At 60.6% G+C, this 19,689-nt stretch carries 21 protein-coding genes; 8 read left to right on the top strand and 13 right to left on the bottom strand.

The window, feature by feature from the left end:
- Window positions 1–36: 36 nt before the first annotated feature.
- Window positions 37–273: a BolA/IbaG family iron-sulfur metabolism protein gene (locus tag ABJH13_RS12350; protein ID WP_348406515.1), complete on the bottom strand. Its 237-nt coding sequence runs from the start codon at window positions 271–273 to the stop codon at window positions 37–39.
- A gap of 164 nt (window positions 274–437) precedes the next feature.
- Between ABJH13_RS12350 and ABJH13_RS12345 the strand changes: the two genes are divergently transcribed.
- The 5 genes from ABJH13_RS12345 to ABJH13_RS12325 all read left to right on the top strand — a co-directional run bounded on the left by ABJH13_RS12345 (window position 438) and on the right by ABJH13_RS12325 (window position 6,387).
- Entirely contained in the window at window positions 438–1,406 is a 969-nt protein-coding gene (locus ABJH13_RS12345; protein WP_348406514.1) for an XdhC/CoxI family protein, read from the top strand.
- Window positions 1,403–2,407, top strand: a complete 1,005-nt coding sequence (locus ABJH13_RS12340; RefSeq protein ID WP_348406513.1) for a molybdopterin-binding protein — start codon at window positions 1,403–1,405, stop codon at window positions 2,405–2,407. The genes ABJH13_RS12345 and ABJH13_RS12340 overlap by 4 nt, the downstream gene beginning before the upstream one ends.
- A 105-nt stretch (window positions 2,408–2,512) precedes the next feature.
- A complete protein-coding gene (locus tag ABJH13_RS12335; protein ID WP_348406512.1) occupies window positions 2,513–2,998 on the top strand; it encodes a (2Fe-2S)-binding protein in 486 nt (161 codons plus the stop codon).
- Between the two features lie 129 nt (window positions 2,999–3,127).
- Window positions 3,128–5,500 carry a xanthine dehydrogenase family protein molybdopterin-binding subunit gene (locus ABJH13_RS12330; RefSeq protein WP_348406511.1) on the top strand — a complete coding sequence of 791 codons (2,373 nt, stop codon included), beginning with the start codon at window positions 3,128–3,130 and terminating at the stop codon, window positions 5,498–5,500.
- Window positions 5,501–5,604: 104 nt separating this feature from the next.
- Window positions 5,605–6,387: a xanthine dehydrogenase family protein subunit M gene (locus ABJH13_RS12325; RefSeq protein WP_348406510.1), complete on the top strand. Its 783-nt coding sequence runs from the start codon at window positions 5,605–5,607 to the stop codon at window positions 6,385–6,387.
- Window positions 6,388–6,442: 55 nt separating this feature from the next.
- Here the strand turns inward: ABJH13_RS12325 and ABJH13_RS12320 are convergent, their stop codons facing one another.
- Window positions 6,443–6,940 (bottom strand): GNAT family N-acetyltransferase, encoded by a 498-nt coding sequence (locus ABJH13_RS12320; protein ID WP_348406509.1) that lies wholly within the window; start codon window positions 6,938–6,940, stop codon window positions 6,443–6,445.
- A gap of 86 nt (window positions 6,941–7,026) precedes the next feature.
- Window positions 7,027–7,572, bottom strand: coding sequence for a translation initiation factor IF-3 (infC, locus tag ABJH13_RS12315; protein ID WP_348406605.1), 546 nt, complete (start codon window positions 7,570–7,572; stop codon window positions 7,027–7,029).
- A gap of 199 nt (window positions 7,573–7,771) precedes the next feature.
- Here infC and ABJH13_RS12310 point away from each other — a divergent pair, with 199 nt between their 5' ends.
- Window positions 7,772–8,464, top strand: a complete 693-nt coding sequence (locus tag ABJH13_RS12310) for a translation initiation factor 3 (protein ID WP_348406508.1) — start codon at window positions 7,772–7,774, stop codon at window positions 8,462–8,464.
- Window positions 8,465–8,544: 80 nt separating this feature from the next.
- On the opposite strand, the gene ABJH13_RS12305 is transcribed toward ABJH13_RS12310, so the two are convergent.
- From ABJH13_RS12305 to cysG, 6 genes are all read right to left on the bottom strand, one after another.
- Window positions 8,545–9,393 (bottom strand): ferredoxin--NADP reductase, encoded by an 849-nt coding sequence (locus ABJH13_RS12305; protein ID WP_348406507.1) that lies wholly within the window; start codon window positions 9,391–9,393, stop codon window positions 8,545–8,547.
- 89 nt (window positions 9,394–9,482) lie between these two features.
- Complete coding sequence (locus ABJH13_RS12300; RefSeq protein ID WP_348406506.1) at window positions 9,483–9,905, bottom strand: DUF934 domain-containing protein; 423 nt, start codon at window positions 9,903–9,905, stop codon at window positions 9,483–9,485.
- Window positions 9,902–10,651, bottom strand: coding sequence for a phosphoadenylyl-sulfate reductase (locus tag ABJH13_RS12295; RefSeq protein ID WP_348406505.1), 750 nt, complete (start codon window positions 10,649–10,651; stop codon window positions 9,902–9,904). Before ABJH13_RS12295 ends, ABJH13_RS12300 begins: the two co-directional genes overlap by 4 nt.
- Window positions 10,641–12,305, bottom strand: a complete 1,665-nt coding sequence (locus tag ABJH13_RS12290) for a nitrite/sulfite reductase (RefSeq protein WP_348406504.1) — start codon at window positions 12,303–12,305, stop codon at window positions 10,641–10,643. Before ABJH13_RS12290 ends, ABJH13_RS12295 begins: the two co-directional genes overlap by 11 nt.
- Window positions 12,298–12,603, bottom strand: coding sequence for a DUF2849 domain-containing protein (locus ABJH13_RS12285; RefSeq protein ID WP_348406503.1), 306 nt, complete (start codon window positions 12,601–12,603; stop codon window positions 12,298–12,300). Before ABJH13_RS12285 ends, ABJH13_RS12290 begins: the two co-directional genes overlap by 8 nt.
- A 1-nt stretch (window position 12,604) precedes the next feature.
- Entirely contained in the window at window positions 12,605–14,023 is a 1,419-nt protein-coding gene (cysG, locus tag ABJH13_RS12280; protein WP_348406502.1) for a siroheme synthase CysG, read from the bottom strand.
- Window positions 14,024–14,165: 142 nt separating this feature from the next.
- Here cysG and ABJH13_RS12275 point away from each other — a divergent pair, with 142 nt between their 5' ends.
- Complete coding sequence (locus ABJH13_RS12275; RefSeq protein WP_348406501.1) at window positions 14,166–14,627, top strand: Lrp/AsnC family transcriptional regulator; 462 nt, start codon at window positions 14,166–14,168, stop codon at window positions 14,625–14,627.
- Between the two features lie 72 nt (window positions 14,628–14,699).
- Here ABJH13_RS12275 and ABJH13_RS12270 read toward each other — a convergent pair whose 3' ends face one another.
- From ABJH13_RS12270 to ABJH13_RS12255, 4 genes are all read right to left on the bottom strand, one after another.
- Window positions 14,700–15,881 (bottom strand): cytochrome P450, encoded by a 1,182-nt coding sequence (locus ABJH13_RS12270; RefSeq protein WP_348406500.1) that lies wholly within the window; start codon window positions 15,879–15,881, stop codon window positions 14,700–14,702.
- Between the two features lie 38 nt (window positions 15,882–15,919).
- Window positions 15,920–16,669, bottom strand: a complete 750-nt coding sequence (gene tpiA / locus ABJH13_RS12265; RefSeq protein ID WP_348406499.1) for a triose-phosphate isomerase — start codon at window positions 16,667–16,669, stop codon at window positions 15,920–15,922.
- Between the two features lie 84 nt (window positions 16,670–16,753).
- Window positions 16,754–17,098 carry an iron-sulfur cluster assembly accessory protein gene (locus ABJH13_RS12260; RefSeq protein ID WP_348406498.1) on the bottom strand — a complete coding sequence of 115 codons (345 nt, stop codon included), beginning with the start codon at window positions 17,096–17,098 and terminating at the stop codon, window positions 16,754–16,756.
- A gap of 141 nt (window positions 17,099–17,239) precedes the next feature.
- Window positions 17,240–17,602, bottom strand: a complete 363-nt coding sequence (locus ABJH13_RS12255; protein ID WP_348406497.1) for an SUF system Fe-S cluster assembly protein — start codon at window positions 17,600–17,602, stop codon at window positions 17,240–17,242.
- Window positions 17,603–17,806: 204 nt separating this feature from the next.
- On the opposite strand from ABJH13_RS12255, the gene ABJH13_RS12250 reads away from it, so the two are divergent.
- Entirely contained in the window at window positions 17,807–19,609 is a 1,803-nt protein-coding gene (locus ABJH13_RS12250; RefSeq protein ID WP_348406496.1) for an NAD(P)/FAD-dependent oxidoreductase, read from the top strand.
- Window positions 19,610–19,689: the final 80 nt, after the last annotated feature.

Here is a 19,689-nt window from a genome sequence, read left to right as displayed (position 1 = left end):
GGCCCAATAGGGGGCCATGCAAGGGGTGTGTCAATTTTAGTCGGGCGCCTTAGTGGTCAACCCCAAGGCGTGCAGATCCCCGTTGGATCCATCCATTTTGCCTTTGAGCGCTGCATAGACGGCACGTTGTTGTTGCACGCGGTTTTTCCCGCGAAAGCTCTCATCCACCACCATCGCGGCCATATGCACACCGTCGTTGCCTTCGACTTTGATATCGGCATTGGGAAAGCTGGCGCGCAGAAGATCTTCGATTTCGTTGGCTTGCATTGGCATTGGGTGGCTCCATTCTGGTCTTGGGTACAAATGTAGGGGGCTGGGCAGTCGGGGACAAGGTGCCAATTGGGGGCATGGTGTGCAATCTCGTCGCGGATGCAGGTTTTTGGGCAGACAAGGCTGCGGGCTTGGTGAATAGTCGCCCGCAAAGAGGGGGGTATGTCATGGAAATGTTCGAAAACGCGCCAGAGCAAGCACTGGCTTGGCACGATGCAGGGCGCGGTGCGGTGCTGGCCACGGTGGTGGAAACCTGGGGGTCTGCGCCACGGCGTGTGGGGGCGCAGTTGGTCATTGCTGCAGATGGTGAAATGCAGGGGTCGGTGTCTGGGGGGTGCGTTGAAGGCGCGGTGGTGCTTGAGGCCACGGACGCGTTGGAAAAGGGCGTGGCGCGCGTGTTGGAATACGGCGTCAGCGATGACGACGCCTTTGCCGTGGGGCTGGCGTGCGGTGGGACGATCCGCGTGTTGGTGGAACCCGTGGGCGCGGTGCTGCCGGTTGATGTGTTGCGCGGCCTTGTTGCGGCCCGCGCGGCGCGCACCCCGGTGGCCTATCAGGCCAATCTGACCAGTGGCGCGCGGCAGTTGGTGCACAGCGGATATGCAGATAGGTTCGCTATGGACCGGTCGGGCTTTGAAGAAGACGGTGCTGTATTTGTGGCCATTCACAACCCGCCCTTGCGGTTGGTTGTGGTGGGGGCCGTGCATATCGCACAGGCTTTGGTGCCGATGGCGCGAATTGCCGGGTACGACCCCTATATCGTTGATCCGCGCGCGGCGTTTGGGTCTCAGGCGCGGTTTCCCGGCGAACGCATTGTGTCTGATTGGCCCGATGACGCGTTAGAAAGCATCGGGATCGACACCCGCACAGCGGTGGTTTTGTTGACCCACGACCCCAAATTGGACGACCCGGCGCTGTTGATCGCGTTGAAATCGGGGGCGTTCTATATCGGGGCGCTGGGGTCCACGCGCACCCATGCGGCGCGGCTCAAACGGTTGGGTGCCGAAGGGATTGCGCCGGGCGATCTTGACCGCATTCACGGGCCCATCGGGTTGGATATCGGGGCCTCAGGCCCGCCCGAAATCGCGGTGTCGATCATGGCGGAAATGCTGCGCGTTCTGCGGCGCGGATCATGAAATTCGGGCAGGTTGAGACGGCACAGGCCGAGGGCGCGATACTGGCGCATTCGGTGATGCTGGAGGGGGGCGGGCGGCTGCGCAAGGGCCGTGTGTTGCAGCCCGACGATATCGCAGCACTCGTTGCGGCGGGCACCGCACAGGTCGTTGTGGCGCAGATTGAACCGGGGGATGTGCTCGAAGATGCGGCGGCGCAGGCGCTGGCGCAGGCCTTGGTGCCTGACCCTGTGGGGTGTCATTTGCGCCTGTCAGAGGCCTTTACCGGGCGGGTGAACCTGTTTGCGCAGGGGCCGGGGGTGGCGGTTTTGGATGTGGCTGCACTTGAGGCGCTGAACCGGGTGCATCCGATGATCACGTTGGCCACGGTGCCGCAACATCAACAAATGAACGATGGCGGGATGGTCGCGACGATCAAGATTATCTCTTATGCGGTGCCTCAGGCCGCTTTGGCCGAGGCCTGCGCCGTGGCGCGCAGTGCCATCCGACTGGCGCCGCCGGTGATAGACGAGGTGCGGTTGATCATCACAACGATCCCCGGAGGGGCCGGAACCAAGGGGCAAAAAGCGATTGCCGACAGGGTCGCGGCCTTTGGCCTGACGTTGGTTAAGGTGCAGGTGGTGGCGCACACCGAACCGGCGCTGCGTGATGCGTTGATGGCCGCCACGCAGGGCCTGACCTTGATCCTGACGGGATCTGCGACATCAGACATCGACGATGTGGCCCCGGCCGCGGTGCGTTTGGCAGGGGGGCGGGTGACCCGCTTTGGCATGCCGGTTGATCCGGGTAACCTGCTGTTTTTGGGTGATTTCGCGGGTGGCCCCGTGATTGGGTTGCCGGGGTGCGCGCGGTCTCCGGCACTCAATGGTGCCGATTGGGTGTTGTCGCGCGTTCTGTGCGGTGTGCCCGTTGGCGACGACGACATTGCCGCGATGGGGGTGGGCGGGTTGCTCAAGGAAATCCCCACCCGGCCACACCCCCGCGCCGGGCGACGCCCGCGCTGATCACGCATAGGTGTCGCGTTTTTTCGCGCCGGGGGCAGTTTGCGGTTCTCAACTCTTGATCCACATGGTTAACTCTCCTTAATCAAAATCCAGGGAGTTTTTTAAATGGCCAAGGTTGAGATGGTTGTGAATGGGGTCGCCAGCACCGGAGATGTCGAGGGGCGCACATTGCTGTCGACATTTCTGCGTGAAACGTTGGACCTGACAGGCACGCACGTGGGCTGTGACACGTCGCAATGCGGGGCGTGTGTGGTGCATGTGAACGGCCAGGCGGTAAAGTCATGCACGATGCTGGCGGCCGAGGCCGCAGGGGCCACTGTGTCGACCATCGAAGGCATGGCCGCGCCGGATGGCACGTTGAATGTGATCCAGCAGGCGTTTCAGGATCATCACGGGTTGCAATGCGGGTTTTGTACGCCGGGCATGGTGATGTCGGCGGCGGCGCTGTTGAAGGAAAACCCCAAGCCAAGCGAAACAGAGGTGCGCGATTACCTTGAGGGCAATATTTGCCGCTGCACCGGGTATCACAACATCGTCAAGGCGATCATGGCGGCATCTGGCCAAGATGTGGCGGCTGTCGCGGCGGAATGAGCGTTTGCGCCCGCCCCGAAGGGGACGTGGTGCGCATCTGATAATCACGACTGACGCCAAGGGCGGCGGGACGTGTATGCATTTGGGTAGGGTGGGCCTTTAGACCACCATTTGACAGGGAGGAAAGACATGCCAAAGGACGGAGGCATCGGTGCCAGCTCAAAGCGGCGCGAGGATATTCGGTTTCTGACAGGGGCCGGGAATTACACAGATGACATCAATATTCGGGGGCAGGCGCATGTGTTTTTCCTGCGCTCGGATGTGGCGCATGGGACGCTGGCATCCATAGATACGGCTGCGGCCGCCGCGATGCCGGGGGTGGTGCAGGTCTTTACCGGCGCTGATTTTGAGGCAGTCGGTGGCATTCCGTGTGGCTGGCAGATCACCGACAAACATGGCCAACCTATGCAAGAACCGCGCCACCCGATTTTGGCCCACGGCAAGGTGCGCCATGTGGGCGAACCCATCGCCGCCGTTGTGGCCAACACGCTGGAACAGGCCCGCGATGCGGCCGAGGCCATTGTTGTTGAGATCAATGAACTGCCCGCCGTGGTCGATATGAAGGCCGCAGTGGCCAACGCCGACGTCAAGGTGCACGACGATCTGACGTCGAATCTGTGCTATGACTGGGGCTTTGTGGAGGAAAACAAAGCCGCCACCGATGCCGCGTTTGAGGCGGCGGCCCATGTCACCACGCTGGAATTGGTGAACAACCGTCTGGTCGCCAACCCGATGGAACCGCGCGTGGCCGTGGGGGATTACGCCCGTGGCACCGGCGACAGCACGCTTTATACCACCAGTCAGAACCCGCATGTGATCCGCCTGTTGATGGGGGCGTTTGTGTTGGGCATTCCTGAACATAAATTGCGGGTGGTGGCGCCCGATGTGGGCGGTGGCTTTGGCACCAAGATCTTCCACTACCAAGAAGAGGCGTTCGTGACCTTTGCCGCCAAGGCCTGCAACCGCGCGATCAAATGGACCTCAAGCCGGTCCGAGGCGTTTATGTCAGACGCCCATGGCCGCGACCACGTGACCAAGATCGAACTGGCGCTGGATGCGGACAATAACTTTACCGCCGTACGTACGGAGACGTATGCAAACATGGGCGCGTATCTCAGCACCTTTGCGCCGTCGGTGCCCACATGGCTGCATGGCACGCTGATGGCGGGCAATTACAAAACGCCGCTGGTCTATGTGAACGTCAAGGCGGTGTTCACCAACACTGTGCCGGTGGATGCCTATCGCGGCGCGGGCCGGCCCGAAGCGACCTATCAACTTGAACGCGTGATCGACAAGGCCGCGCGTGAATTGGGGGCAGACCCTGTGGCGCTGCGGCGGCAGAACTTCATCACGGAATTCCCCTATGCCACGCCTGTGGCGGTGGAATATGACACCGGCGATTACCACGCGACCATGGATAAGGTGCTGGAACTGTCGGATCAGGCCGGGTTTGCGGCCCGGCGCGCGACCAGCGAGGCCAAGGGTAAATTGCGCGGCTTCGGTATCAACTGTTTCATTGAGGCCTGCGGCATCGCGCCCAGCAACCTTGTGGGGCAATTGGGCGCACGTGCGGGGTTGTACGAATCGGCCACCGTGCGGGTGAATGCCACGGGCGGTTTGGTCGTGATGACCGGCAGCCACAGCCATGGGCAGGGCCACGAGACATCTTTTGCTCAGGTCGTGGCCGACATGATCGGGATCGACGAAAACATGATCGAGATCGTGCATGGGGATACCGCCACCGCGCCGATGGGCATGGGCACCTATGGGTCGCGGTCCATCGCGGTGGGGGGCTCGGCGATGGTGCGGGCCACCGAAAAGATCATCGCTAAGGCCAAGAAAATCGCCAGCCACCTGCTTGAGGCATCAGAGGGCGATATTGAACTAAAAGACGGCGCGTTTTCTGTGGCGGGTACCGATAAATCCGTGGCTTGGGGGGATGTGACGCTCGCGGCTTATGTGCCGCACAACTACCCGCTCGAAGATATCGAACCAGGGCTGGAGGAAACCGCGTTTTATGATCCGTCGAATTTCACCTACCCGGCGGGCGCTTATACTTGCGAGGTCGAAGTCGACCCTGACACCGGCGCCGTCACCATCGAACGGTTCGCCAGCGCGGATGATTTTGGCAATGTGATCAACCCGATGATCGTCGAAGGTCAGGTGCATGGCGGGATCGCCCAAGGCATCGGGCAGGCGTTGTTGGAAAACTGCACCTACGATGAAAACGGCCAATTGCTGAGCGCGTCCTACATGGATTACGCGATGCCGCGCGCCGATGATTTGCCGCAGATGGATCACTACACCGTGGATCATTCGTGCCAGACACCCTGTACGCACAACCCGCTGGGGGTCAAAGGCTGCGGCGAGGCGGGGGCTATTGGCTCGCCCCCCACGGTGATCAACGCGATCATCGACGCGCTGCAATCGGGCGGGCATGACGTGCTGGATCTGGATATGCCGGCCACCCCGGCGCGGGTCTGGGCGGCGATGCAAGGCTGACGAGACACCCCCGGCGGCGGCGCGTGCCGGTCGTCGGGGTTTAGGAATTTTGCGAAGGGCGACGCGGTGCCGCAGGCACCGATGCCGCCGGAAAGGACACAACGATGTATGATTTTGATGTAGCGACCCCCAGCACGGTGGCCGATGCCGCCGCCGCCTTGGGCCAAGAAGATGCGCAAGCCTTGGGGGGCGGTCAAACGCTGATCCCGACGCTGAAACAGCGTCTCGCCAGCCCGTCGGTTTTGGTTAGCTTAACCGGCATTGACGAGATGAAAGGTATCCGTACGGATGCGGATGGAAAACTGTGCATTGGCGGGGCCACGCCCCACGTCGATGTGGCCCGCGAAGGGTTTGCGGGGTTGGCCGGGCTGGCCGCGCATATCGGTGACCCGGCGGTGCGCAATCGGGGCACCATTGGCGGATCACTGGCCAACAATGACCCGTCGGCCTGTTACCCTGCGGCGTTTCTGGGCTGTGGCGGAACGGCCGTGACCAACACCCGCGAAATCGACGCGGATGACTTTTTCGACGGTATGTTCACCACCGCGCTGGACGAAGGCGAGATCCTCACCGAGGTGCGTTTTGCTGTGCCTCAGGCGTCGAACTATCAGAAATTCGTGCAACCTGCGTCGCGGTTCGCGTTGGTGGGTGTGTTCGTGGCGCAGTTCGCCGATGGCGTGCGCGTGGCGGTCACAGGGGCGTCCGAAGAGGGCGTCTTCCGGTGGGCCGAGGCCGAAGCGGCGCTGTCAGCTGATTTTTCAGCCTCTGCCTTGGACGGTCTAACGCTGCCGGGCGACGGCATGATCAGTGATTTGCATGGCACCGGCGCTTACCGCGCACATTTGGTTGGGGTTATGGCCAAACGGGCCGTGACCGCGGCCGCCTGACCCAAACGGGCCACATTCAGCCGAAAAACGCGCAGTCCACTGGGGTGCGCGTTTTTTAATGCAGGGGGCTTTCATCGGCGCGCGCGGTGTTCAGTTGGTATTTGAGGAACGTCGCACCGTCATACGTAACCTCGCCGACAAATGTCGCGCCTAGCCTGCGCAGGGCGCCTAGGTTTTTCCGCGAGGGTGGCAACAAAAACGTCACGAACGGAATGCGCGCGTCAGCCACCGCAAATTGGATCGCCTTGCGTGAGATCTGGGTGCCCAGTCCAAAGGCGCTTGGCTTGAGAACCAGCCCGTAGTCCCACGCGCCGTCTTCTTTTTGAAACCCGCCCCAACCGACATATACGCCGTTTTCCAATATGGCCCAATGGCCCAACCCATCGCGGGCCCAGCATGCCTCTTTGGCCGCAACGAATGTCGCGACGGCGGCGGTGTCCCATGGGGTGGTGAGCAAGGGCATGTGGTCTGCCACACGCGGATCCGACATATGGGTGGCGATTTCGGAGGGATCAATCGTGGGCAGGCGGGTGAATGTGATCTGGGGTTTCATATGGGGGCCGGTCAATGCGGGTGTCTCACAAAAAACGCCCCGTCCGAAAGGGCAGGGCGTTTGTGTCGTACCATCTATAGCAGCCCTTATTTCGGCAGCGGGCCGATCAACATGACCATCTGGCGGCCTTCCATCTTGGGGAAGTTCTCGACGCGGCCAAAGTCTTTGGTGTCTTCGGAGACCCGTTCCAGCAGTTCGCGGCCCAGGTTCTGGTGCGCCATTTCGCGCCCACGAAACCGCAGCGTAACTTTGACTTTGTCGCCGTTTTCAAGAAACTTGAACACGTTGCGCATTTTCACATCGTAGTCATTGGTATCCGTATTCGGACGGAATTTGACTTCCTTGATCTCGATGATTTTCTGCTTCTTGCGTGCTTCGGCTTCGCGTTTCTGCGTCTCGTATTTGAACTTGCCAAAATCCATGATCTTACAAACCGGCGGGTTTGCGTTTGGTGAAATCTCCACCAGATCGAGACCAGCGTCATTCGCCATGACCATGGCGCGATCAGGGGTGACAACACCGACATTTTCGCCATCGGCGCCGATCAGTCGAATTTCAGTGCTTCGGATTTTGTCGTTCACGCGGGGGCCAGTGTCTCTTTGTGGCGGCGCGTTATGAGGTCTGCGAGCGATGATGGTCGTCCTTGATTTGTTGGCAATATAGCACCGCAAGGTAACCGCCAAACGACGCCTCTTCAAGCCGCAAAATAGGCCGATATGGGCCGATTGCGCCGGTTTTCCCCCTTGATGGTTTCCCTGCAGATGCCCAACTGCCATCACAACATGCAATTGGGCCCACTCGGGGCACCATCGTAACAAAAGGAAGACTGCGATGAAAAATCTGGTTTGGATCGTTTTAGCGGCTGTGATCGTGGCGGGGGGCTTTGTGCTCTATTCTGGGCAGACCCCGGATGTGGGTGTGCAAAAGGCCGCACAAGACGTCGAAGAGGCGGCACCACTGGCCGCAGCACAAGAGGCCGTTGAGGCAACCACAGACGCAGCAAGCGATGTGGCAAGTGCGGTTGCCGATGCCGCCAGCGACGCCGTTGATGCAACGACACAGGCGGTCACCGAGGCTGCGACAGACGCCGCAACCGTGATTGACGATGCGGCAACCGCAACGGCAGATGCGGCAAGTGATGTGGTCGACAGTGCCGTTGACGCCACACAAGACGCCGTTGATAGTGCGGCTGCGGCTGTGGACACGGCCCAAGACACCGCTGGTGATCTGGTGGCAGGCGCCACAGAGACGTCGCAAGACGCGGTTTCTGCTGTGACGGACGCTGTGACACCCACGCCCGACGATGCCGCAACCGATGCAGTTGCCGCAGTTGATACGGCCAAAGCCGCCGAAGCGCTGACCGTGGATGGGTTTGATTTCACGAAGGTTTCAGAGCTTATCAACAACTCTGATCTGGCCGAGACGCAAAAGCTGGTGCTGACCAGCACCGTGCAGCAGGCACAGGACAATCCTGAATTGTTGCAGGCCGCGTTGCAGCAGCTGCGGGGCGCGTTGGGGTTCTGATCACCCTGTCCACCACAGGCTAAAACGCAAAACGCCCGGGTGTTACATCCCGGGCGTTTTGACATCTGGTAAGGTGGTGATCAGCCGACGAAGGCTTTTTCCACCACGTAATGTTTGGGGTCCGAATTGGCACCCTCTTCCAGGCCGAACCCTTCGAGGATTTCCTTGATGTCGGTGTTCAACCCCAAAGACCCGCACACCATGGCGCGGTCTGTGTCGGCCGAAATGCCATCAATCCCCAGATCACCAAAGACGGTGCCGTCCTTCAAAAGATCGGTGATGCGGCCCATTTTAGGCGATGTTTCGCGGGTGGTTGTGGGGTAGTAAACCAGCTTGCTCAGGTTCTCTTCGCCCAGCAGCTCGACCATCATCTCGTCGGTGCGCAGCGTGTCGATCAATTCGCGCCCGTAGTCCAGCTCGGCCACATCGCGGCAGGTGTGGGTCATGATGATCTGGTCGTAGTCCTCAAATGTCTGCGGGTCGCGCAACAACGACGCAAAGGGCGCAAACCCCGTGCCCGTCGCAAACAACCACAACCGTTTGCCCGGCAGCAGCGCGTCATGCACCAGCGTGCCCACAGGTTTGGGGCGCAGGATGATTTCATCACCGGGCTGAATATGTTGCAGTTTCGACGTCAAAGGACCGTCCTGGACCTTGATCGAATAGAATTCCAGCTCTTCGTCCCAAGACGGCGAGGCGATGGAATAGGCCCGCAGCAGCGGTTTTTGTTTGCCCGTTTCGGGGTGCGGGTCGCCCATCAGGCCGATCATCACAAATTCGCCGGACCGGAACCGCAAGGATGCAGGGCGGGTCACGCGGAATGAAAACAGACGGTCCGTCCAATGTTTAACAGAGGTTACGGTCTGCGCGTCGGGCAGGGTGGGGATTTTTACGGCGGATGCTTCGGTCACTGGGTTATGCTCTGTCATAATTATATCACCGCAGGCTTATACCTGCGGTGCCTTTATTGAAAGAAGAATGAGGAGAACGGTGCGGGCGCCCCGTCTGGATGCCCCTTTTATGTGCCAGATGCAGGTGCGGTCCCGCGCAGGCGGGCCTGATAGTTGTGGGCCTGCCAATTGGCACGGAACTGCCATTGGTCTTCGGGTTGGCGGGCGGCCAGTTCATCCGAGATCTCAACCTCGTCAAACCCTGACCGGCGCGCCATGGCGTATTGGTCGGCCAACACATGGCCCTTGGCGCGCAACCGGCCTGTGAACCCACGCAGGCGCAATTGTTTGGCGATGGTAAAGCCACGCCCATCTGCCGACGACGGGAAATCTACACGGATCATATGCAACCCATCGCACAGCGGGATCGCTGCGGGGTCTGCATCTGCGGGCACGTCCAGCGCGGTTGCGTCATTGGCGGCGTCTAGGGTGATAAAGGGTTCGTTCCAATCGTCGGCGGAAAACCCGGTGTCTGTAACAACTGTGCTCATGAGGAAGCTCCTGTGCGGATCATTTTGCCATCCACAAAGTGGATGCCACATTCGTCTTTGTCTGAATCGCGCCAGCGCCCGGCGCGGGGGTCTTCGCCCTTGGCCACGGGGGATGTGCAGGGCGCACACCCAATGGAAGGATAGCCCTTGGCCACCAACGGGTGGCGCGGCAGGCGGTTTTCGGTGATGTAATCGGCCACGTCACCCGGTTGCCAAAAGGCCAGCGGGTTGACCTTGATCCGCGCGGCACCCGGTTCGACCTCAAAGAACGCCACATCGGCGCGCTTGCCCGATTGGAACCGTTTGCGCCCGGTGATCCAGCCGCCGTATTGGTCCAGCGCGTCTTGCAAGGGCTGGGTTTTACGCAGGGCGCAACAGGCATCGGTGTCGCGCTGATGCAACGTGCCATCGGGGTCGACGGTCGCGACCTGTGTGCTGCGGATGATCTGCAGATTGCGCAGGCCCAGGCGTTCTGCCAGTTCCTGTTGGTACACCAGCGTTTCGGCAAACAGCATCTCGGTGTCGATGAAAACCACCGGGATATTGCGGTCCGCCATGGCGGTCAGATGCAACAACGCCACCGATTCCGCGCCGAAACTGGACACCAGCGCCAGATCCGGTACCGCGCGCAGGGCTGCGCGTACGACATCCGTGGCGCTGTGGTGGCGCAGCTCGTCATTGAGGCGCGCCACCAAAGCGGTCAGGGTCGGATCAACGTGCTGGGGGGCAGGGTGATCAAGCGGCATTGGCCTGCGCCTCGGGGTAGAGAACCGATTTGAACGGCGCGAGACCCAACCGGCGGTAGGCCTGCAAGAATGTCTCGGCGGGGTCATTGCGCAGTTTGAGATACCCGCGCACCAACCGTTCGATGGCAGGAATGATCTCTTCTGCAGAAAAACCAGGACCTGCGCGTTCGCCGATCTGGGCGTTTTCAGTGCCGTCCCCGCCCAGCGTGATCTGGTAGTTTTCGACACCCGCACGGTCGAGACCCAATATCCCGATATGGCCCACGTGGTGGTGACCACAGGCGTTGATGCAGCCCGAGATCTTGATTTTCAGGGGGCCCACATCGTGCTCCAGCTTCAGCTCATCAAAGCGGGTTGCGATCTCTTGCGCAATCGGGATCGAACGGGCCGTGGCCAGCGCGCAATAATCCATGCCGGGGCAGGCGATGATGTCCGAAATCAGGCCAATGTTGGCCGTGCCCAGACCGGCCTCTTTGAGGGCGGCATGCAAGGCAGGCAGGTCTGATTTATGCACATGCGGCAAGATCACGTTCTGTTCGTGGCTGATGCGCAATTCATCGTGGCCGTATTGTTTGGCCAGATCCGCCATAACGCGCATTTGATGCGACGAGGCATCGCCCGGCGTGGCGCCATGGGCCTTGAGGCTGATCGACACGATCGCATAGCCCGGCGCGCGGTGATCGTCGAGGTTGGTATCGGCCCATGCACGGAACACCGGGTCGTTTGTGTAGGCGCTCTCGAATGTGGCCAGCGGTTTTGTGACAAACTTGGGGGCCGCGAAATCCGCCTCGATGCCGGCCAGCAATTGTTGGTCGACACCCGTAAACTGGGGGCGGATCAACGCATAACGTTCTTCGACACGGGCGCGGTATTCATCAAGACCGTTTTCGTGCACGGTGATCTTGATCCGCGCTTTGTATTTATTATCGCGGCGACCCAACAGGTTATAGACGCTGACGATGGCCTCCATGTAGGGCAACAGATCTTCGCGCGGCAGGAAGTCGCGCAGCACCTTGCCGATCATCGGCGTGCGGCCCAAACCACCACCCACGATGACCTCAAACCCGGGCTGGCCGTCGCGTTCAACCATGCGCAGGCCAATGTCATGCGCTTTGGTCACGGCGCGGTCGTTGGGGCTGCCCGTGACGGCGAATTTGAACTTGCGCGGCAGGAATTGGAATTCCGGGTGGTCGGTTGACCACTGGCGGATCAATTCGGCCACAGGGCGCGGATCCGCGATTTCATCGGCGGCGGCACCGGCAAGGTGGTCGGCGGTCACGTTGCGGATGGTGTTGCCCGAGGTCTGGATCGCGTGCATCTGCACTTCGCTTAATGCGTCCAGCATATCGGGCACGTCACGCAGCTGGGGCCAGTTGTACTGGATGTTCTGGCGCGTGGTGAAATGGCCGTAGCCCTTATCCCATTTGTCGGCGATGTCGGCCAGCACATGCATCTGGCCGCCGTTCAACGTGCCATAGGGGATCGCCACGCGCAGCATGTAGGCGTGCAGCTGCAGATACAGACCGTTCATCAGGCGCAGGGGCTTGAATTCATCCTCGGTGAGGGACCCGTCGATGCGGCGTTCTACCTGGCTGCGAAACTGGGCATTGCGCTCTTTGATGAAGGCGGTGTCAAAGTCGGTGTAATTATACATTGCTAGGTGCCTCTTGTTTGCCGTGGGCATAGTTGGAGGGGCCGCGCGCGCGGAAATCTTCGCGGAAATGGGTGGGCTTTGGGGTGTCGCCAGAGACGTCAACATTGGCCAGATAGGCGCCCACAACGACCTCAAGCTGCTGGGCGGCGTCGATCAGACGCACGTCGGCAACGGCCTCGTCGGTCAAGACTTCGGCGTCGGCCAGGGTGCGGGTCCAGCCGGTTGCGGTTTGATAGATGACATCGCCTTCTATGAGAGCGTTGGCGGTCACGACTTTGGGGGTGAAGGGCTTGGCCATGTCAAAGGGCCTCCTGTGCCAGATGTTCACGTTGGATATGCGTGGGTTTCGGGGTGTGGGCCTGCGCGGCGGCCCGTGCGGCCAACCCGTAAAAGGTCAGGGCAGGGCCGGACATTGCTGCGGCCTCAAGGGCGGCGGGCAGGGCGTCGAGCGTGGTTTCCAAGATGCGTTGTTCTGGGCGCGATGCGTTTTCAATCACGGTCACGGGGGTATGGCGGTCGGCGCCAAACATGATCAGACGACCCTGAATGAACCGCGCGGATTTCTTGCCCATGTAGATTGCGGCGACCTCTCCGGGCCGGGCCAGCGTGGCCCAGTCATGATCGGCAAAGCCTTTCATGTCGTGGCCGGTCAGCAACCGCACCGATGAATTGCGCCCGCGTTTTGTCAGGCTTTGCCCAATCTCGGCAACGGCGGCCGAGGCCGATGTGATACCGGGCACGATGCTCCATGCCAGCGCGTGGGCGTCAAGCGCGTCGATCTCTTCGTCGAGCCGGCCAAATATGGTCGCATCGCCGGATTTCAGCCGCACCACCTGCGCGCCGGTTTGGGCGTGCTCTACGATTAGCGCGTTGATGGTGTCTTGCGAGGTCGAGGGGCCAAAGGCCTCTTTGCCCACGTCAATCATGACGGCCTCGCGGCGGGCCAGCTCCAAAATGGGTTGGCTGATCAACCGGTCATAGATGACCACATCGGCCTCGTCCAACAACCGGCGCGCCTTCATGGTCAGCAAATCCGGGTCGCCCGGACCGCCGCCGACGAAATGCACGTGTCCGGGGCGGGCCTTGCGTGCGATATGATCTGTGAGCAACGTATCAAGTGCCGCGTTCACGGCGGTGTCGCCACCGGTGATCGCGGCGGGGCCCGACTGAAAGTAATAGTCACGCCAGAAGTCGCGCCGCGCCCGGCCAAAGGGCAAGGCATCGGCGGCTTTGCGAAAGGTCTTGCCGATACGCGCAAGGGGACCAAGCGCCGTGGGCAGGCGCGCTTCGAGGTCGGCTTTGATCGCGCGGGCCAGAACCGGGGCTGCGCCTTCGGTGCCGATGGCGATCGTGACAGGGTCGCGGTCCACGATGGCGGGGGTGATGAATTGGCTGTCTTGCAGGTTGTCGACCACATTGACCAAGGCGCCATCGGCGCGGGCAATGGCTGCGGTGCGGGCGTCTTCGACGTCGTCCTCATCGGCGGCATAAAAGAGCGCGGCACACAGGGTATCGCCGGGCGCCATAGCGCGGCGCACCAAGCGCAGTTTGTTATCTGCCGCCCAGGCGATGATTTCAGGCGCGGGGTCCGAGGCGAAGACAGTGATGTGACCGGTGGTTTTGAACAATAAACGCAGCTTGGCCAACGCCGCTTCGCCGCCACCTGACAGCACAATGCGGCGGCCTTCGACGCGCAGAAAGATTGGGAAGTGATCCATTCGGAGGCAGCCTTTTGAATTTGTGTGGGCTTAATATAGGAAATAATCCTGTATTTTGGCTAGGTTTGGCGGTTGATAAGGATGAACGTTCTGTTTTATCTGAAAACCAGAACAGATGGCCCATTTAGAGGGAGATGATAGAATGAACGTCCGAATAGATGAGACAGACCGGAAAATCCTTGGGCAGTTGCAACGGGACGCCAGTCAATCGCTGGATGAAATTGCGGTGCAAGTGGGCTCATCCAAGACCCCGGTGTGGAACCGGATTCGAAAATTGCGCGATGCCGGGGTGATTGGTCAGCAGACAGTTGTCTTGGATGCGGATGCATTGGGGTTTGAGGCCTGCTTTTTTGTATTGATCCGCACGTCCGAACACGAAGCGGACTGGCAGGGGGCATTCTTGAAGGCGCTGCGCGACCGACCCGAGGTGCAAGAGGCGCATCGCCTGGCAGGTGATATCGATTATATTCTTAAAGTGCGGGTGAAGAATGCGCGCGCTTATGACGCGTTCTATCAGGCGCTGATCTCGGAGGTGCGGGTGCACAATGTGACGGCGCTGTTGTCGATGGAGGAGATCAAGTCGACGACAATGTTGCCATTGTAGGGCGTGATCCAAAGGCGCGGCTGGCGCCGCATTCTTTTTGTAGGTGTGTGGGTCGGGTGTGAGCCCGCCTTATCACGCGGTCACGTGGAGATGGGTGAGCCCGTGGAAGTGGTAGCTGTTTGCGTAGCTGGGCGATGTGGCGAGTTTGAGGTTGGGTGCGTGGGCAAAGAGCCGTTGCAGGCCCATTTGCAGTTCGAGGCGTGCCAGCGGTGCGCCCACGCAAAAGTGCAGCCCGCCACCGAATGCCGCGTGGGGGTGTGGCGTGCGCGTTGGGTCGAAAACACTGGGGCGGTCAAACCGCGCGGGATCGCGCCCAGCTGATCCCAGCATGAGGGCCACTTGTTGGCCGCGTTTCAGCCGGTGGCCGCCCACGTCGATATCTTGGTAGGCATAGCGGGTGAACATGTGCAGCGGCGGGTCGAACCTGAGCGCTTCTTCGGTGGTGGCGGCAATGGCATCTGGGCTGAGGGCTGTGGCGGGTGTGTCGTGTTCGAGCAGGGCTTTGACGGTGTTGCCGAGGGTGTGCACCGTGGCTTCGTGCCCCGCATTCAGCAGCAAAATACACGTACCGATCATTTCCCCGTGCGAGAGTTTTTCGCCGTCTTCTTCGGCGGCGATCAGGTGGGTGAGCAGATCATCGCGCGGTGTCGTTTTGCGTTGTGTGATGTAGCCCGCCAGGAAGGCGCTGAAATCGGCGGCGGCTTGATTGGCGGCGACTTCGGTTTGGTGGGTGCGGCCGGCTTGGTACATCGCGACCATAGCATTTGACCACTGCAGCAGTTGGTCTGACATGTCTTCTGGCACACCCAGCAATCGCGCGATCACCCGCACCGGCAGGGTCGTGCAGTAGGCGGGGATCAGGTCAAACGTTCCCTTTGGGAACTGCGCCAGCAAATCGGTGCAGATGGCGTCAATATCGGGTGCCAGAGCTTTGACGCGCCGTGATGTAAACGCGCGCAGCACAAGGCCACGCAGGCGGGTGTGGCCGGGGGGTTCCATGTCCAGCATCGAATACCGTTCGACTGCGTGGAAATCTGTGAGGTGTTGGGGCACCGGTGTGTGTTGATCTTGCGGCATTGCACGACCCAGCCGTCGGTCGCGCAGCAGCGCCTGCACGGTGGCGGCGTCAAAGACCGCCATCATGCCGTAGTGATCCCAATATTGCACAGGGTCCTCGGCCAGCACCCGTGCGTAGACTGCATAAGGGTCTTGTACGAATTCTGGGTCGAGCGGTGACTGAGAGAGTGTTTTCATCGGTTTTGGCCGCGCGCCCGTGGCGCTGTGCGACTATGTCAGCTGTCGGCCAGTGCCGTGATGATGGGGGTGAAATCGGCAGCTGCAAGGCTGGCCCCACCCACAAGCGCGCCGTCAACATCAGGCACGGCGAAGATTTCGCTGGCGTTTCCCGGCTTGACCGACCCGCCATACAGCAGCCGGATTGCGCCGCCGATCTCGGGGCCGAACCGGGCGATCAGGTCTTGGCGCAGTTGCGCGTGGACTTCGCCGATCTGTGCCATTGTGGGGATCTTGCCGGTGCCGATAGCCCAGATGGGTTCATACGCCACGACCACGTTATCGCCGGTGCTGCCCTCGGGGACCGACCCTTGCAACTGGGCCGCGATCACGTCGAGCGCTGAGCCTGCCTCGCGTTCTGCTAAGCTTTCGCCGATGCACACAATCGCCGTCAAACGAACAGCGTGGGCCGCTATGGCCTTGGCACAGACCGTTGCATCCGTTTCGCCGTAGCCCTCGCGGCGTTCGGAATGGCCGACGATCACGTGGCTGGCACCGCTGTCGGCAATCATTTCTGCGCTGATATCCCCGGTAAACGCGCCTTTTGCGGCGGTGTGGGTGTCTTGTGCGCCGATCTCAACCGCGCCGGTTGCGCAGGCCTTGGCCGCGGGGATGAGCAGATGCGCAGGTGGGCAGATCACGATATCGCAGGGGGTGCTGACATGTGCCGCATTCAACGCATCGAGCACGTCAAGGCGTGCCTGCGTTCCGTTCATCTTCCAATTGCCTGCTGCCAGTTTGCGCCGCATGATGCCGTCCCCTTGGTGATTTGGTCTGTGGTAGCAGGGACAGACGCCGCCGTCGATACGGGGTGGCGGGGATTGCGCGCAGTGTTAGCCGAATTTGATCGATTCACCACATCCGCAGGCTTCGGTCACGTTGGGGTTGCGGAATTTGAACCCGCTTTCGAGCAGCGAGGTTTCATAGTCGATTTCTGTGCCAAACAGGAACATCTGCGCCATAGGGGCGATCATCACACGGGCGCCATCTTGTTCGACGACTTCGTCGTTGGGGTCGGTTTGTTCGACGTATTCCATGGTGTATTCCATGCCCGCGCAGCCGCCCTTTTTGATGCCAATGCGCAGGCCAGCGTGCCCTGCTGACGTCATCAGTTTGGACACCTGTGCGGCGGCCTTTGGGGTCAGTGTCACAGCTTGCTTGCCGGGGATACCAAACATGAGAGCGTCTCCTTTGGGTCTAATCTAGGCAGTCTGCCCGTCTCGAACAAGCGGGCAGGCCAAGATTTCGCGCGACGGGCCTGCGCGGCCACGTCAGTTGTGACATGCAGATTACCGCCAGGTTGCCCTGACGGAGGGGGCTTACATAAAGCCCAGTTCGAGACGCGCCTCGTCTGACATCATGTCCATGCCCCACGGGGGTTCCCAGACCAGTTCAACGTTGACATGTTTCACACCGGCCAACGGTTCGATGGCGTCTGCGACCCAGCCGGGCATTTCACCCGCAACAGGGCACCCCGGTGCGGTCAGCGACATTTTGACGGCAACCTCGTTTTCGGGATTAATATCAATCGTGTAGATCAGGCCCAATTCGTAGATGTTGACCGGGATCTCGGGGTCGTACACCGACCGACAAGCCTCGACGACCTGATCAAAAAGGGGGTGGTCAGTCGAAGAGGGAGCGATTAGGGGCGCGCCTTCAAGCTGTTCTGATGCGTCGGTCATCTAGGCCTCTCACGTTTATCTGACCTTTTAGATATGGTTTGACAGCGTCGGAGTAAAGGGGCGGCAGTACAAACCGGGGGGATGGCGCGGTTGAAACATGTCAAATCTTGCGGGATGGGTTGCTGATCCGGCGGGTTGTTAAGAAATAGTCGCTAAAATTGTCGAAATCTGGTTTGTTGGTTCTCGTCTAACGGGAGGTAGATGATGCTGGATTCAACGATAAACGATCAAGTGACAGAGTTTCTGGACCGCTTTGGCGCGGCCCTAGAGGAGGGAGATATAGACGCAGCGGTGGCGCTGTTTCAGGCCGATTGCTATTGGCGCGATCTGGTCAGCTTTACGTGGAACATCAAAACTGTGGAGGGCCCCGACCAAGTACGCGACATGTTGGCGGCACAGTTGGGCAGTACCAAACCCACGGGATGGCGCATCGCCGATGGTGAGTTGCCCACCGAAGACGGTGGGATCATCACCGCGTGGATTAGTTTTGAGACAGAGGTGGCGCGGGGCTACGGGCTGGTGCGTCTAAAAGACGGGCTGGTCTGGACGTTATTGACCACCATGGTGGAGCTAAAGGGTCATGAGGAACCGTTGGGGTATGACCGCCCGATGGGTGCCAAACATGGCGCGGGCAAGCACCGCAAAAGCTGGGCCGAAGAGATCGCGCAGGAGCGCGAGACCTTGGGGTACACCGAACAGCCCTATACGGTGATCATCGGTGGCGGGCAGGGCGGTATCGCGTTGGGCGCACGGTTGCGGCAGTTGGGCGTGCCCACGATCATCGTGGAAAAGAACGACAAACCCGGCGACAGCTGGCGCAACCGCTACAAGTCGCTGTGTCTGCATGACCCGGTCTGGTACGACCATCTGCCCTATCTGCCGTTCCCGCCAAACTGGCCGGTGTTCGCCCCCAAGGACAAGATCGGCGATTGGCTGGAAATGTACACCAAGATCATGGAACTCAACTACTGGACGCGTTCGACCGTGCAGGATGCGCAGTGGGATGCGGACGCGGGGCAATGGGTCGTCAAGGTGGACCGTGACGGCGCACAGGTCACGCTGCGGCCCACGCAGTTGGTGTTTGCCACCGGCATGTCGGGCAAGGCGAATGTGCCCGATTTCCCCGGTATGGAGACGTTCAAGGGTGATCAACATCATTCTAGCCGCCACCCAGGACCGGACGCCTATGCGGGCAAAAGGGCGGTTGTTGTAGGGTCGAACAATTCGGCCCATGATATCTGTGCCGCGTTATGGGAGGCCGACGTGGATGTCACCATGGTACAGCGGTCATCCACCCATATCGTGCGCTCAGAGCCGTTGATGGAGATCGGGCTGGGGGATTTATATTCCGAACGCGCGGTCGAGGCGGGTGTGACCCACCACAAGGCGGATCTGATCTTTGCGTCACTGCCCTACAAGATCCTGCATGAGTTCCAGATCCCGGTGTATGAAAAGATCGCCGAGGTTGACGCGGCGTTTTACGCGGGCCTCGAAAAGGCGGGGTTTCAGTTGGATTGGGGTGCGGATGGGTCTGGGTTGTTCATGAAATACCTGCGGCGTGGGTCGGGGTATTACATTGACGTGGGCGCCAGCCAGTTGATCATTGATGGCAAGGTCAAGCTTAAGGCGGGGCAGGTCACGCAGGTGGTCGAAGACGGCGTGATGTTGGACGATGGCGCCACCCTGAAGGCAGACGTGATTGTCTATGCAACGGGCTACGGGTCTATGAACGGGTGGGTCGCGGACCTGATCGGCCAGGACACCGCAGACCGGATCGGCAAGGTTTGGGGGCTGGGGTCTGACACGCCCAAAGATCCGGGCCCGTGGGAAGGCGAACAGCGCAACATGTGGAAGCCCACACAGGTCGAAAACCTATGGATGCATGGTGGGAACCTGCACCAATCGCGCCATTATTCGCAATTCCTGTCGTTGCAGATCAAGGCGCGCATGGAAGGGATCGCAACGCCTGTCTATGGGGCGCAACAGGTGCACCACAGCGGCCGTTAGACCCAACACAACGCTCCGGCGCGCCAAACCTGCGCGCCTGGGTCACGTTTGCGTATAAAGATTGCATGGTGCCGCCGGAT

It is taken from the genome of Roseobacter sp. (genome assembly GCF_039970775.1).
GTDB lineage: Bacteria > Pseudomonadota > Alphaproteobacteria > Rhodobacterales > Rhodobacteraceae > Roseobacter.
This window is presented reverse-complemented; position numbering and strand designations above follow the sequence as displayed.

Coding starts and splice junctions, on each gene's coding strand:
- ABJH13_RS12260 (WP_348406498.1), bottom strand. CDS start 17,098: ATGTTTGGTATCCCCGGCAAGCAAGCTGTGACACTGACCCCAAAGGCC.
- ABJH13_RS12350 (WP_348406515.1), bottom strand. CDS start 273: ATGCCAATGCAAGCCAACGAAATCGAAGATCTTCTGCGCGCCAGCTTT.
- ABJH13_RS12250 (WP_348406496.1), top strand. CDS start 17,807: ATGCTGGATTCAACGATAAACGATCAAGTGACAGAGTTTCTGGACCGC.
- ABJH13_RS12290 (WP_348406504.1), bottom strand. CDS start 12,305: ATGTATAATTACACCGACTTTGACACCGCCTTCATCAAAGAGCGCAAT.
- tpiA (WP_348406499.1), bottom strand. CDS start 16,669: ATGCGGCGCAAACTGGCAGCAGGCAATTGGAAGATGAACGGAACGCAG.
- ABJH13_RS12305 (WP_348406507.1), bottom strand. CDS start 9,393: ATGACAGAGCATAACCCAGTGACCGAAGCATCCGCCGTAAAAATCCCC.
- ABJH13_RS12320 (WP_348406509.1), bottom strand. CDS start 6,940: ATGAAACCCCAGATCACATTCACCCGCCTGCCCACGATTGATCCCTCC.
- ABJH13_RS12300 (WP_348406506.1), bottom strand. CDS start 9,905: ATGAGCACAGTTGTTACAGACACCGGGTTTTCCGCCGACGATTGGAAC.
- ABJH13_RS12345 (WP_348406514.1), top strand. CDS start 438: ATGGAAATGTTCGAAAACGCGCCAGAGCAAGCACTGGCTTGGCACGAT.
- ABJH13_RS12325 (WP_348406510.1), top strand. CDS start 5,605: ATGTATGATTTTGATGTAGCGACCCCCAGCACGGTGGCCGATGCCGCC.
- ABJH13_RS12255 (WP_348406497.1), bottom strand. CDS start 17,602: ATGACCGACGCATCAGAACAGCTTGAAGGCGCGCCCCTAATCGCTCCC.
- ABJH13_RS12285 (WP_348406503.1), bottom strand. CDS start 12,603: ATGGCCAAGCCCTTCACCCCCAAAGTCGTGACCGCCAACGCTCTCATA.
- ABJH13_RS12295 (WP_348406505.1), bottom strand. CDS start 10,651: ATGCCGCTTGATCACCCTGCCCCCCAGCACGTTGATCCGACCCTGACC.
- ABJH13_RS12275 (WP_348406501.1), top strand. CDS start 14,166: ATGAACGTCCGAATAGATGAGACAGACCGGAAAATCCTTGGGCAGTTG.
- ABJH13_RS12270 (WP_348406500.1), bottom strand. CDS start 15,881: ATGAAAACACTCTCTCAGTCACCGCTCGACCCAGAATTCGTACAAGAC.
- ABJH13_RS12340 (WP_348406513.1), top strand. CDS start 1,403: ATGAAATTCGGGCAGGTTGAGACGGCACAGGCCGAGGGCGCGATACTG.
- ABJH13_RS12335 (WP_348406512.1), top strand. CDS start 2,513: ATGGCCAAGGTTGAGATGGTTGTGAATGGGGTCGCCAGCACCGGAGAT.
- ABJH13_RS12310 (WP_348406508.1), top strand. CDS start 7,772: ATGAAAAATCTGGTTTGGATCGTTTTAGCGGCTGTGATCGTGGCGGGG.
- cysG (WP_348406502.1), bottom strand. CDS start 14,023: ATGGATCACTTCCCAATCTTTCTGCGCGTCGAAGGCCGCCGCATTGTG.
- ABJH13_RS12330 (WP_348406511.1), top strand. CDS start 3,128: ATGCCAAAGGACGGAGGCATCGGTGCCAGCTCAAAGCGGCGCGAGGAT.